Annotated in this window: 12 protein-coding genes; 7 read left to right on the top strand and 5 right to left on the bottom strand. The window is 36.5% G+C overall.

What is annotated here, in order from left to right:
- Nucleotides 1-33: 33 nt before the first annotated feature.
- The 4 genes from ACOMA9_RS05050 to ACOMA9_RS05035 all read right to left on the bottom strand — a co-directional run bounded on the left by ACOMA9_RS05050 (nt 34) and on the right by ACOMA9_RS05035 (nt 4,201).
- On the bottom strand, nt 34-1,590 hold the full coding sequence (locus ACOMA9_RS05050; RefSeq protein ID WP_330945104.1) for a ClC family H(+)/Cl(-) exchange transporter: 1,557 nt from the start codon (nt 1,588-1,590) through the stop codon (nt 34-36).
- Nucleotides 1,591-1,827: 237 nt separating this feature from the next.
- Nucleotides 1,828-2,556 (bottom strand): ABC transporter permease, encoded by a 729-nt coding sequence (locus ACOMA9_RS05045; RefSeq protein WP_330945105.1) that lies wholly within the window; start codon nt 2,554-2,556, stop codon nt 1,828-1,830.
- On the bottom strand, nt 2,553-3,293 hold the full coding sequence (locus tag ACOMA9_RS05040) for an ABC transporter permease (RefSeq protein ID WP_330945106.1): 741 nt from the start codon (nt 3,291-3,293) through the stop codon (nt 2,553-2,555). Before ACOMA9_RS05040 ends, ACOMA9_RS05045 begins: the two co-directional genes overlap by 4 nt.
- Nucleotides 3,293-4,201 carry an ABC transporter ATP-binding protein gene (locus tag ACOMA9_RS05035; protein ID WP_106082811.1) on the bottom strand — a complete coding sequence of 303 codons (909 nt, stop codon included), beginning with the start codon at nt 4,199-4,201 and terminating at the stop codon, nt 3,293-3,295. The genes ACOMA9_RS05040 and ACOMA9_RS05035 overlap by 1 nt, the downstream gene beginning before the upstream one ends.
- 171 nt (nt 4,202-4,372) lie before the next feature.
- On the opposite strand from ACOMA9_RS05035, the gene ACOMA9_RS05030 reads away from it, so the two are divergent.
- Both ACOMA9_RS05030 and ACOMA9_RS05025 read left to right on the top strand, forming a co-directional pair.
- Nucleotides 4,373-5,062 carry a response regulator transcription factor gene (locus tag ACOMA9_RS05030; RefSeq protein WP_003024592.1) on the top strand — a complete coding sequence of 230 codons (690 nt, stop codon included), beginning with the start codon at nt 4,373-4,375 and terminating at the stop codon, nt 5,060-5,062.
- Nucleotides 5,063-6,373 carry a sensor histidine kinase gene (locus ACOMA9_RS05025; protein WP_021001669.1) on the top strand — a complete coding sequence of 437 codons (1,311 nt, stop codon included), beginning with the start codon at nt 5,063-5,065 and terminating at the stop codon, nt 6,371-6,373. It begins immediately after the preceding gene.
- A gap of 296 nt (nt 6,374-6,669) precedes the next feature.
- Here ACOMA9_RS05025 and nox read toward each other — a convergent pair whose 3' ends face one another.
- Complete coding sequence (gene nox, locus ACOMA9_RS05020) at nt 6,670-8,043, bottom strand: H2O-forming NADH oxidase (RefSeq protein WP_330945107.1); 1,374 nt, start codon at nt 8,041-8,043, stop codon at nt 6,670-6,672.
- A 285-nt stretch (nt 8,044-8,328) separates the two neighbouring features.
- On the opposite strand from nox, the gene ACOMA9_RS05015 reads away from it, so the two are divergent.
- From ACOMA9_RS05015 to ACOMA9_RS04995, 5 genes are all read left to right on the top strand, one after another.
- Nucleotides 8,329-9,258, top strand: a complete 930-nt coding sequence (locus tag ACOMA9_RS05015; RefSeq protein WP_306806813.1) for an FAD:protein FMN transferase — start codon at nt 8,329-8,331, stop codon at nt 9,256-9,258.
- A gap of 19 nt (nt 9,259-9,277) precedes the next feature.
- On the top strand, nt 9,278-9,886 hold the full coding sequence (locus ACOMA9_RS05010; RefSeq protein ID WP_330945108.1) for an NADPH-dependent FMN reductase: 609 nt from the start codon (nt 9,278-9,280) through the stop codon (nt 9,884-9,886).
- Between the two features lie 19 nt (nt 9,887-9,905).
- On the top strand, nt 9,906-11,150 hold the full coding sequence (locus ACOMA9_RS05005; RefSeq protein ID WP_003029756.1) for an NAD(P)H-dependent oxidoreductase: 1,245 nt from the start codon (nt 9,906-9,908) through the stop codon (nt 11,148-11,150).
- A 149-nt stretch (nt 11,151-11,299) separates the two neighbouring features.
- Nucleotides 11,300-12,283: an ABC transporter ATP-binding protein gene (locus ACOMA9_RS05000; RefSeq protein ID WP_330945131.1), complete on the top strand. Its 984-nt coding sequence runs from the start codon at nt 11,300-11,302 to the stop codon at nt 12,281-12,283.
- Complete coding sequence (locus tag ACOMA9_RS04995) at nt 12,276-13,055, top strand: ABC transporter permease (RefSeq protein WP_195323053.1); 780 nt, start codon at nt 12,276-12,278, stop codon at nt 13,053-13,055. The genes ACOMA9_RS05000 and ACOMA9_RS04995 overlap by 8 nt, the downstream gene beginning before the upstream one ends.
- Nucleotides 13,056-13,057 lie beyond the last annotated feature (2 nt).

Below are 13,057 nucleotides of genomic sequence, written 5' to 3'. Positions count from 1 at the left end.
TCTTTTAGGTTCTAAAAAAGAGGTTTCCCTCTTTTACAATAGCAAATCTTTAATGCGTCCAATATCTGATTTTTTCAAGACTACATAAATCATATCTCCTAGATACAGGCGCGTGCTACCATTCACTGTTTGATTTCTTCCGTTGTGATGTTGCATGGTAATTAGAATATCTCTTGGTAGTTCTAATTCGTGCACTTGCTTGCCGGCTATTTTCTCAGAAACAGGAATTTCGATAAGCGTTGTCTCACTATCATCTGCCATGCTATCTGGAAGCAATCGCTCTAGCATAGCCTCATACACAGGTGCTCCACCCAGTAAATCCATTACAACGTATGCCACTAAAGTCACTAGACCAAGAGGCATGAGGTTTCGTATATCACCAACCATCTCAGTCACCAAAATGATGCCAGTTAGCGGAGCCTTTGAAATGGCACCAAAGTAGCCACTCATACCTAAAATAATAAAAATGGGAAATTGCTCTTGAGTTGCAAAGCCTAATCGCACACAAACGATACCAGCAATTGCCCCTAAAAGAGAGCCGAGAGCTAAAATGGGTAGAAAAATACCACCAGGAAACCCACTACCATAACTAATCATACTCCAGATAAAGCGAATAACAAAAAACATCACTAATGTTAATAGCAGATAGTGTTGACTGGTTAAAGAGAGAACCAGTTGATTGCCACCGCCTAAAAGCTGTGGAAGGAAATATCCTACTGGTAAAATGAAAATAAAGGCTATAATAGGATAATATTGCGGAGAAAGATGCAACATTTCACCAATCATATCATAAATACGAGGCATGGCTAGAACAACTTTTTCATATAAAAATCCTGAAAAACCAAGAAAAATTCCTAACAACAAATAAAGCCAGTATTGCCCTAGTCCCATCAGAGGAATATTATCTGGCATATTTAATACAGGGGTCATTCCAAAAATCATAAGCGAAACAAAATTCGCCGTTAAACTTGCCGCCAAAGACGAGACCCAAAAGAAACGCGAAAAATGATGATAGACTTCCTCAATAACAAACAGTAAACCCGCAATCGGAGCATTAAAAGCTGCTGCCAGCCCTGCTGCCGCTCCACTAGCAATCAAAGAACGCTCTTCCACAGGGCTTAAATGAAGATGTTTGGCAATTCCCTTTCCACCCATTGCTCCAAGTTGAATACTGGGTCCCTCACGTCCTAGCATCAAGCCGCTTGCAATGGCTAAAACACCTAGAATATACTTTTTCCAAAGGACACTCCACCAAGATAAGCTCATCAGACCTTTCAGCTCTGCTTCTACTTGCGGAATTCCAGAACCTTTAATATCCTTTTCCGAGAGCGTTAACTTTGCACTTATCCAAATCACGCAAGCATAAAATAACAAAATAAAAGCAAACCAAATCATACTATCATGACCTTGCTGATAGAAATGTTGAATGATATGAAATCCCTTTTCAATCAAAAAACGAAAAGAACCAACAATTGCACCCACGATAATCCCGACTAAAATTCCTCTTGAAACTTGCAGAATAATCGAGCTAGATGTAAATGCAAATTCTTTCTTGGTATTTGATATTCCTTTTTCTGTCTGAATAGACATCGTTGCCTCCCAAATATGTTCTCTCTCTATTTTAGCATAATTTTACAATTTTTATTATTGCTTGCAGAATTTGTTTTAGAGAATGAAATTCTAAATAAAAAATCGAACCAGCTTCATGCGAAACTGGTTTATGATAATATCCTTATTAAATCTCTACACTGTTTATTTGCTGATCATTAATTGTATAACAATTACGATAAATCTTCGCTTTCTTCTTGTTTTTTACTATAAATGAGATTAAATAAATCTCTTTTTAAGCTGTCTAACTGCTAAGGTATAGAAGACAAAAATATAAGCACAATTGACAACTAAGAAAAGGATAAATTCAGATAAGGTAAAAGGGACTAAAGAACGAGCCCGATCACCAACAGCAATCTGAGCATAAGGGAAAATGCTAAAAAGACCTTGTCCAATAAATAGGGTCATAAGCCCTGCTATAGCCAAAATAGCTGATATAAGAATAGGCACTGCGAAATTTTTTAAGCGAATACTAAGAAAAATTTGAATGGTGACAATAGTAATGGTTGCTATCCAACCTGTGATAGACCAAAGCAAAAAGTCCAGTAGATAATTTGCAAAAGGTACCTTCAAAACCAAAGCGCTGATAATATAAAAGAGAAGAACTATCAGTTGACTAATAGCCATGACTAGTGATAAGCTGGTGATTTTTGATAAAATGATACGATTGGCTTTAACCGGAATACTTAATAAGCGCTGCCAGTTTTTATTACTTTCCTCGAATTGACAACTGATGGAACAGATAATCCCGATCAGAATAGGAGTAAATATCTGCGAGGAATAGAAAACTGTTTGTCCCCAAAGGACGCGAGCTTGTGTACCATCTAGGAGCACCTTTCGATTGAGAGCGTAAATCATTGCTCCCAATAAGGACCCAACAAGGTTAAAGAAGATTAGCGTTATCGGAATAGCACTTTTTTTGATTTTTTTAAATTCAAAAATAATCATAATAGATCCGCCTTTCCAATGAGTTTTTTACTGACAAAGATGCTTAAAAAAATGATAAGCAATAATGTGACTAATTTAAAGGGATAAGCATTATCATATTGAAAAAGATAAGTGTTAGTTCCAGCCACCCGTTTAGCGATTCCCATCATAGAGAAATATTGCCAAGGAATGAAAATACGAATAGGAAATGGTAACGCACCGATACCTACAAATGACAGGAAGGAACCAATTAAGCCTGTTACCACTGTCACACTTGGCTTTGGATAGATAAAAGCTAAGCAAAGATGTAAACAAGACAGAAAGAGACAAACCAAAAAAGTTGTGAACAAAAAGAGACTCAATGAAACAGGTGTCACACTGACCTGCATGCCTTGAATAATAAATTTCAGAAAAAGCGTTTGAATCAAACTGACAACAAAGGCAAAAATAGCCATCACAGTCAATTTAGCCTTAAAAAGTTGCCAAGGACTTTCGTTACTGGTTTGCAAGAGTTTAAAAGTTTTGCCTAGATGTTCCAATTCCAGTAGTCTAGACGCTAAAACTGCAATGAAAAGTGGCAAAATACAATCATTCAAGTAAGTCATGGTATAAATGGCATTATAGGCCTCATGCGTTTTAGGTAATTCATATTTGATAACAACGCCACTCCAAATCAAGCCCACTGCTACAATAGCAATCAAAGATAGCAAGAAAAAACGTCTTTTTAATTTGATAAATTCTAATTGTAAATTTAGCATTACAAAACACTTCCTTCCCGTCCTGTCATATCAAGGAAAACATCTTCCAGCGATCGACGAATCATACGAACTTGATAAATATCAACATCATTTTCAACTAAGAGTCGAATAGCAGTGGCTATATTAACTTTATCGTTATCGTTGACAATCATTTTTTTGTCATCATCCAAATTAAAACCATTGAACATTAGTATTCTTTTAGCAGTTACATCATCACTGGTCTCAAACAGATATTTTTCATCTTCTTTAAGGTCAGATAGGTGACCTTCAAAAAGTAATTGACCATGATTAATAATACCGACAGTCGTAGCCATCTGTTCAATTTCTGAAAGAATATGGCTAGAAACGATGATAGTCATATCGTATTTTTGTGGTAATGACTTGATGAGCTCACGAATTTCTTGAATACCAGCAGGATCTAAACCATTAGTTGGCTCATCCAGAATCAGTAATTTAGGAAATTTAACAATGGCTAGCGCAATTCCTAGACGTTGTTTCATGCCTAGTGAATAGTTTTTAACTAGCTTGTCTTTTTGATCGAAAAGTTTGACAATCTTTAAGACTTCATCAATATTTCTTTTTGGTAATTTAAGTAATTTTTGGATAATTTCAAGATTTTCATAGCCGGTCAAATTAGCATAGTAAGAGGGCTCCTCAATAAGGGAACCTACATTTGAGAGGAGTGATATTTGATTGCTATTAAAGGTTTTGCCAAAGAGCTTAATGGAACCATGGGTTGGTTGCAACAATCCCAAAAGCATTTTCATAGCAGTGCTCTTACCAGCACCATTTGGTCCTAAAAAACCATAAATTTCATTTTTTCTAATATGAATAGAGAGCTGATTAACGGCTACTTCACCTGAAAAATCCTTACTTAATTGGTTGGTTTCAACGATATAATTGTTCATTTGTTTTCTCCTTTAAAAATCTTAGAGTGATGTTATATCCTTTCGCTATTTTTATTATAATGAAACTCCTTTATTTTAACCTATTCATTACCTTAATTCTTCCTTAATTTTTACTTTAAAGTCCTTGACCAAGGAAGCAATGTGTTATACTAGTCTTATTGAGGTAATAGTATGAATTATAAAGAAAAGAAGATCTTAATTTTAGACGATAACCCAGAAATTTTAGAAATGGTGCAAGAATCATTGAACATTGCTGGTTTTAGCAATCTAACAAGTGTACAATCACAAAAAGAAGCTTTGGAGCAATTTGAAGAAAAATCTTTTGATTTAGTTATTTTAGACATTATGCTGCCTGAAGGATCAGGATTTGAAGTTTTAAAAGGTATCCGTAAGACTTCAACGGTTCCTGTTTTGTTTTTGTCGGCAATCTCCGATATAGAAAAACAATATCAGGGCTTTGAGTTAGGGGCAGATGACTATATTATCAAGCCTTTCCGCCCAAGAGATTTGGAGTTGCGTATTCTTTCCATCTTAAAAAGAGCCTATCCCGAAAAGGAAGATACCCTTGTTTTGCCTGCTTGCCAGGTGCATTTTAGCCAAGCCTTGATTACCAAAGGAAAACTAGAGATTCAGCTGACAGCTAAGGAATACAGTATTCTTAAGGTCTTATATGATAATAAGAATCGCATTGTTACTTTTGACCAACTCTTAGAAAAAGTCTGGGGCTTACAATACCAAGGCTATGATAATACCCTAATGGCTCATATTCGTAAGATTCGACAAAAGATCGAAGCCAATCCATCTAAACCAGAAAGCTTAATAACGGTTAAAGGTTTGGGTTACAAACTAAAGGTGAATTAAATGGATACCGTTAAATTTTTTACTAAGTTATTAACCAGGTATGTTCTATTACTCTTGGCTTTAATCATAGGACTTGTTTTTGTTTATGGTTTGGTTTTCTCATCCTATTTTAGTTTCTATGGAAAGGAAAAACCGGAACTACTTTACACTAAAATCGCTCAATCGAGTCAACAGAATAATTTTAATTTTGATAAAAGCAGCAAAATTGAAATGGATAAACAAAATACTTGGGCTATGGTACTGAATCAAGATGGCAATATTGTCCAATCTTATCATTTACCTCAACAGCTCAAAAGACATTATACCAATGCTGATATGGTTAAATTTTCACGTTGGTATTTAGAAGATTACCCTGTTTTCTCCTATGTACGAGGTCAGCAAATTTTAGTTTTGGGCTATCCTAAAAAGCATTCCTTAGCAAAATTTAATTTCTATGCTAATACACAATTTATTAGGAATTTTCTCAGTTTGGGACTTGTTTTCTTGGGTATTATTCTTTTACTTATTTTTATTCTTTTGAGCCGATCAAAGCTACGCATTAAAAAGGAAATGGATCCGATTATTACTGCTGTCACTTCTTTGTCTCAGGGTCAAAATATTGCTCTTAATGAAAAGGGAAATTTCTCAGAAATTAAGACAGCCCTTAATGAAACATCTCATATTTTGGAAGAAAGCAACACGATGAAAGAGCAATGGATTAGAGGGGTCAGTCATGATTTACGCAATCCTCTTATGCTCATATCAGGTTATAACAGTCAGCTAGAGCAGCAATATGGTAAAGGAAAGCAGACGGAGGAAATTGAAAATCAGATTCAAACTATGAAAGAAATGATTTCTAATCTCAATATGAGCTACTTATTGGATAATCAAAAGCATCACTCCGAATTTTCGAGTCTTGATTTGGTTGCAGTCCTACGAACAGTAATTGCCGATATATTGAATAATTATGAAACAATTACACTTCATTTTGATTTGCCTACCGAGGCAGTGTTGGTAAAAGGAGAGGTAACTTTACTAGAAAGAGCTTTTAGAAATCTCTTGCTTAATAGTATCATACACAGCGGTTCTAACCAGATTGATCTGACTTATCAATTATCTGATAATAAAGTGCTCATCATCATTGCGGATCAAGGAGATATTACAGCTCAAAAAATTACTGAGCTAAATCAAAAATCGACTAATTATGAATCACATGGTATGGGAACGGTTATCACTAAACAAATTATTAAATTACATCAAGGTGAAATTGTTTTTTTAGACAATCAGCCAGGCTTAAAAGTCATCATTTCTTTACCTTTAGTAAAGGACTGATGACCTACCTAAGAACAAGCTTACACTCAGAAAACTAACCATTTGGAGCATCGCAACACATTATTTATCTTCTAAATATTTCTAAATGCTATTTTTGGGGCAAAGTATTCTTTCGTCTAATCATCGTAAATTTTTGATAAATAAGTAGCAATACTATTCTATTTATCAAAAATTTTTCTGTTATACGCAAAAAAAGAGTGAACAAATAAAGTTGCACTCTTTTACTGTTAAAATGTTTTGTCAACAACTATATACGAATTACACTAAAAACGCTTTATAAACTCAATATCTTATCTTTATTTTTCAGCCGTCAATGCTGCCATTGTGATGTAGTTATAAGGTTTGTTAAAGTGTGGCAGGAAGAAAATATCTGTCAAAGCTAGTTTATCAATGGTCACTTTTTCTTGGATTGCAAGTGAGAAAAGATGAATTCCCATTGAAATATCTTCGTGTGAAGCCATTTGTGCGCCAAGGATGACGCGTGTATCTTTATCAAATACGATACGAATAGCTACTTCATGGTTGTTGTGTTTGATAAATTCTGGCTTTTGAAGGTCATTAAATCCTGTTTCAACCGCATTGTAGCCAGCAGCTTTTGCTTTTTCCAATGTCAAACCAGTTGAAACCATTTTAAGGTCGTAAATGTTGATACCGTTTGAACCTTGCACACCAATGCCTTCTAACTCATGACCAGTTGCGTTGTAAGCTCCGACGATACCTGAACGAACAGCGTTTGAAGCAAGGGCAATGTAGCTCATTTTACCAAGGGAATTGTCATAAATCGTTGCACAGTCACCAACTGCATAAACACCTGGAATGCTTGTTTCTTGTTTTTTATCAACAAGGAAGGCGCCATTACGGAAAAGTTCAATCTTGCCAGCGCCGAGAGCTGTGTTTGGTCGGAAGCCAACAGCCATAATGACCATATCTACGTCAAATGTTTCTTTATCTGTTACAATACGTTCAACTTTACCTTCGCCTTCAACAGCTTGGACAGTTTGACCGTAGGCAAGTTTAATACCATGATCTGCTAAGTTTTTACTCATCAAATCAGACAATTCACGATCGTAGTAACCAGCAAGACAAGTATCTGCAACGTCAATCAAGATTACTTCTTTTCCAAGGCGTTCAAAAGCTTCTGCGAGTTCCACACCAATGTAGCCGGCTCCAACAACAGCAACTCGATTGATTCCTTTATTGTTTTTCAGTTTTTCAATCACTTCAGCTGAGTTTTGATATAATTTTACAAATTGAACGTTTTCCAGAGTCGCTTTAAATTCGCGATTCCCTTCTACAATTTCAACACCTTTAATCGGCGGAATGATTGGTTGTGAACCAGTCGCAAAAATCAATTTGTCATAAGATTCAAGATGTTCTTGACCGTTTACAAGTGCGGTCACTTCTTTTTTATCATAGTCAACTGATAAAACAGGGCTTTCCATGTAAACTTTAGCACCTTTTGCTTCAAGTTTTTCCTTATCTGAATAGAACAATCCTTCTGGACCGTCAATTTGCTTACCAATCCAAAGCGCCATTCCACATCCTAAAAAAGAAATGTTTGAATTTTGGTCAAATACCACAACTTCGTTTTCATTTCCGAAGTTGTCTAACATCGTATTGATACAAGCTGTACCAGCATGGTTGGCACCGATAACAACAATTTTACTCATAGAGCAATTCCTACCTTAATTTTTAATTTACTAAAACATTATAACATTACGTGTTAGCGTTTACAATATATTTGCTCATAAAACTGAAAAATATTACATTTTCTATCAATTTAAGAGAACTTTTCATGAATGCTTTCATTTCTAATCTCAATGTAGTTTTTATCTCATCTTGTAGACAGACAGCTTTGTTGAAATTGTCAGAAAATTATAGAAAAAAATTGTGAAAACGTTATCTATCTGTTATAATAGATATGTATTTTTTATTTGTAGAAAGGATGTGATATGGTGGACTTCAGCTCTCGTTCCATTCACTTAATGGGAACGACGATTACGATTTCAATTCTGCATCCGCAAGCAGGTTTGCTACTTGACGAAGTTATTCAGCTACTTTTTCTTTATGAAAAACGCTTTAGTGCAAATGATGATGCTTCGGAGTTGATGAAAATCAACCATCAAGCTGGAAAACAATGGGTTCAGGTGCATCCTGATTTGTTTGAGCTAATTGAGCTAGGAAAACAGCATAGTTTAGCTCAAAATAGTCACTTAAATATTACTATCGGACCACTTGTACAAACATGGCGAATTGGTTTTTCAGACGCTAAAGTGCCTCAGCCGGAAGAAATCAAATATTGCCTTTCTTTAATAGAACCTACTTTTATTAAACTCGATTCTACTTCTTCTAGTGTTTTTTTGGCAAAAGAAGGAATGAAAATTGATCTTGGAGCACTTGCAAAAGGCTATATTGCTGATAAAGTGATGGAGTTCTTAAAAAATAAAGGCGTGACTTCTGCTCTCATCAATCTAGGCGGGAATGTATTAACACTAGGAATCAACCAAGTTTCCAAGCGTCCTTGGCGGATTGGGATTCAGCATCCAAAATTAACACGCGGAAATAACCTCGCCATTCTTCCTATCGTGAATCAATCCGTTGTGACTTCAGGAATTTATGAGCGAACCCTTGAAAAACAAGGACATTCCTATCACCATATTCTTGATAGCAAGACAGGCTATCCTGTGGAGACAAATGTCGCTAGTTTAACGATTGTGTCTAATCGCTCTGTAGATGGTGAAATTTGGACAACACGATTATTTGGTGAAAGCCCATCGTCTATTCTAGAACAAGTTGAAAAAGAAGAACAGATTGAAGCGTTAGGGATTACAAAAGATGGTCAATTATTCTATTCTTCTGGTTTAAAGCCAGAACTGCTATTTTAATATCGGAAAGGAAATAATTATGTTAAAACTCATCGGTTTAGTTGGTACAAATTCAAAACGTTCCACCAATCGCCAACTATTACAATATATGCAAAAACATTTTGCGGATAAAGCAGAAATTGAACTGGTGGAAATCAAAGACATTCCCATTTTCAATAAACCCGCAGACAAAAAACTTCCAGCTATTGTAACGGAAATTGCTGAAAAGATAGAAGCTGCTGACGGGGTTATTATCGGAACGCCTGAATACGACCACTCTATCCCAGCTTCGCTCATGAGTGCTCTGGCTTGGTTATCTTACGGCATTTACCCACTGCTCAATAAACCAGTGATGATTACAGGCGCCTCTTATGGAACATTGGGGTCATCTCGTGCACAGTTACAGCTTCGCCAGATTTTGGATGCCCCTGAGTTGAAAGCTTCCGTCATGCCTGGCTCTGAATTTTTGCTGTCGCACTCTCTGCAGGCATTTGATAAAGATGGCAATCTCATCGACCTTGAAACCATTCAAAAATTAGATGCACTCTTTGATGATTTCCGTCTTTTTGTGAAAATTACCGAGAAACTATCCAGCGCGCAGGAATTATTGCACAAAGAAGCTGAAAACTTCGACTGGGAAAACTTGTAAGTAAAGGAGAAATGATGCAATGAAATTTGTAGGAATTGTAGGCTCAAATGCAGAGCAATCGTATAATCGTGAATTACTGGAATTTATCAGAAGGCATTTTAAACTAAAATTTGAATTGGAAGTCTTGGAAATCGATGAAGTTCCGATGTTTAATCAAGACGAAAAATGGGACGAATCTTTCCAGCTTCGCCTCCTATACAACAAAATTACCCGTGCAGACGGAGTCATTATCGCAACACCTGAGCACAACCATACCATTACCGCCGCTCTGAAAAGCGTGCTTGAGTGGCTGTCATTTGAAGTTCATCCATTTGAAAACAAGCCTGTCATGATTGTGGGCGCTTCTTACTACGATCAAGGAACTTCACGCGCACAGGTCCATTTACGCAAAATTCTTGACGCACCAGGTGTCAATGCTTATACTCTTCCCGGAAATGAATTTCTGCTTGGAAAAGCCAAAGAAGCCTTTGACGATGAGGGAAATATTACCAACGAAGGAACCGTCAAATTCCTTGAAACCTGCTTGGATAATTTTATGAAATATGTAGAGGTCGTTTCAAAATTGAAAAAACCAAAACCAATTGAACCAGAAAATTTAGATGTTACCAAACCTATCGCAACAACGATTCAAGGCATTGACCCAGATGATCCTGAATGGGTTGAAAAAGCCGCTGCCATGGTGGGCGCTGTCTCAGGAGATACCTATGTAAAACTAGACCACGGTATTTTAACGGTGGATCAGATCAATATGTTCTTGAAATCCATGCCTTTTGAACTGACTTACGCCGATGACAACAACCAATTTCTCTACTACAACAATGCACATCAAGACCCTGATACCATGCTGGCAAAACGTGTACCATCTCAGTCAGGAAACCGCCTATCAACGGTTCACAATTCACTTCCGGCTGGCAGAATGAAAAATGTAGAGTGGGTGGTCGGAACCTTGCGTAACGGCAATCAAGAATATGTCCGCACCCTGATTCCAAATCCGCATTCACCAGTTTTAAATACACACAATTATCAGGCCATGTACTATCCAGACGGCTCTTACGCTGGTATCAATGAAATTGTCTTTAATTTCAGACCATGGCTGGAATGGTACTTGGAAACAACTGGTCAGCAGCTAGTTGGCGGAAGCGGTCCATTCGCTCCTGCAGGAGGACAGGCTAAAGCTGATGCAACTTCCGGTGCTTCGGATACAGGTAGTCACAGCGAGAGCACGAGTGAGGCAGATGCTACTTCTGCTGCTTCCAGTCATTGATCTAAAGAAATCAAAGAAAAGGTTGAGCAATTTTGTCTCATCCTTTTTTCTGTGTAAAAGATCATTCCATAAAATTCACTTGCACAGATTTCGTGAACTTGTTATAATAATGAATATACGCAAACGTTTTCTGCCACAAGGAGATAATGATGATTGAAGCAAATCAATTATATAAGACATATAGTATTGTCGAGAAAGAATTAGGTCTTAAGGGTTCTATCAAAGCCTTTTTTCACCCCAAGAAAAAACAAATTCACGCTGTACAGAATATTTCATTAACGGTTCAAAAAGGTGAAATTATTGGTTATATTGGTTCGAATGGAAGCGGAAAATCCACGACTATAAAAATGCTGACAGGTGTTCTTTATCCAGATCGAGGTAGTGTTAAAATTAATGGACTTACCCCACAGAAACATCGTACAGCAGTCAATAAGCAAATTGGCGTTTTGTTCGGACAAAAATCACATTTACGTTGGGATATTCCTGTGCTGGAATCTTTTATTTTGCATGCGAAAATCTATGACGTTCCTGATAAAGTTTTTGAGGAACGCTTGGAGCAATTAATTGACCTGTTGCAGCTAGGAGATTTTATTCACCAGCCTGTTCGTAATCTTTCGCTCGGGCAACGAGTTCGCTGCGAATTTGCTGCTATTTTCATTCATCAGCCTGCCGTTGTTTTCTTAGATGAGCCTACAATTGGTCTTGATGCCAGCGTAAAAGAAACAATCCGCTCCTTCATTCGCTTTATGAATAAAGAACACCAGACAACTTTCCTCATTACGTCTCATGATATGCAAGATATTGAATCACTCTGTGGACGAATTTTTATCATTGATAAGGGCAAAAAGGTTTATGATGGAAGTCTGACGAAATTAAGAAAAAAGTTTTCAACAGTTAAAACCATTTCTTTCAAAACGCAAACGCCAATAGAAGAGCTATTCCAAATCAATGGTTTTCGTTTTGAGAAAATTGACTCTTATCATTTCAATATTCATTATCAGACAGATATTTATACTAATGCCCAAGTTATTAATCAGATTTTTGATCATTATTCAATCGAAGACCTAGCTATCAAAGAATTGACAATTGAAAATATCGTCAAACAAATTTATGAGGAGGGGCTTGATGAGTAAATATATCCATATCACACGATTAGCTCTTATTACGCAACTTCAATATAAATCTTTCTTTGTTGCAACCCTGATTCGTACTTTCATACAAGTTCTTGTCTCTATTTTTGTTTGGAAAACCATTTTTTTCACCCAATCTCATGTTAATGGTTATACTTTAGAAACGTTCACTACCTATATTATCTTCGCAAATCTACTAGGAAATCTAAATAGTTTTAGTATTGGACGGGATCTATCTCTGATGATTGTAGATGGGAATATTACTGGTGAGCTACTTTATCCTTACTCTTTAATTACTTCGCTCTTTTTCCAAGACTTTGCTGTCAAAATTGTTGAAATTGTTAAATTCATTCCAATTTTACTGGTGATTCCTTTCATTCAAGGGCAGCTCTATCTTCCAAATTGGCAAACAGGCTTGCTTTTCCTATTTTCCAGTTTGCTAGGAATATTTATTGTCCTCTTGCTAGATTTAGGGTTTAGCTTAACAGCCTTTTTCACGACGAATACATGGGGAATTTTGATTCTCAGAAATGGGCTTTTTTCACTTGCGTCTGGATCGCTTTTGCCACTGAGTTTTTATCCAGAAAATATCGCAAATATTTTGAAACTATTACCTTACAGCTTTGCTGTTAATTTTCCAGTCAATATCCTTTTGAAAAGACCTGTTAATACTGAACTCTTCTGGATTCAGTTGGCTTGGATTCCGATACTTTCAGCTTTCATTGCTCTGCTTTGGTATCAAGCTAAACGCCGTTTAGTCATTTTAGGAGGTTGAAG

This window comes from Streptococcus atopicus (assembly GCF_049166725.1).
Lineage (GTDB): Bacteria > Bacillota > Bacilli > Lactobacillales > Streptococcaceae > Streptococcus > Streptococcus hominis.
The sequence above is the reverse complement of the archived record's forward strand: the minus strand, read 5'-3'. Positions and strand labels throughout refer to the sequence as shown.

Coding starts and splice junctions, on each gene's coding strand:
- ACOMA9_RS05045 (WP_330945105.1), bottom strand. CDS start 2,556: ATGATTATTTTTGAATTTAAAAAAATCAAAAAAAGTGCTATTCCGATA.
- nox (WP_330945107.1), bottom strand. CDS start 8,043: ATGAGTAAAATTGTTGTTATCGGTGCCAACCATGCTGGTACAGCTTGT.
- ACOMA9_RS05050 (WP_330945104.1), bottom strand. CDS start 1,590: ATGTCTATTCAGACAGAAAAAGGAATATCAAATACCAAGAAAGAATTT.
- ACOMA9_RS05025 (WP_021001669.1), top strand. CDS start 5,063: ATGGATACCGTTAAATTTTTTACTAAGTTATTAACCAGGTATGTTCTA.
- ACOMA9_RS05040 (WP_330945106.1), bottom strand. CDS start 3,293: ATGCTAAATTTACAATTAGAATTTATCAAATTAAAAAGACGTTTTTTC.
- ACOMA9_RS05010 (WP_330945108.1), top strand. CDS start 9,278: ATGTTAAAACTCATCGGTTTAGTTGGTACAAATTCAAAACGTTCCACC.
- ACOMA9_RS05035 (WP_106082811.1), bottom strand. CDS start 4,201: ATGAACAATTATATCGTTGAAACCAACCAATTAAGTAAGGATTTTTCA.
- ACOMA9_RS05000 (WP_330945131.1), top strand. CDS start 11,300: ATGATTGAAGCAAATCAATTATATAAGACATATAGTATTGTCGAGAAA.
- ACOMA9_RS05005 (WP_003029756.1), top strand. CDS start 9,906: ATGAAATTTGTAGGAATTGTAGGCTCAAATGCAGAGCAATCGTATAAT.
- ACOMA9_RS04995 (WP_195323053.1), top strand. CDS start 12,276: ATGAGTAAATATATCCATATCACACGATTAGCTCTTATTACGCAACTT.
- ACOMA9_RS05030 (WP_003024592.1), top strand. CDS start 4,373: ATGAATTATAAAGAAAAGAAGATCTTAATTTTAGACGATAACCCAGAA.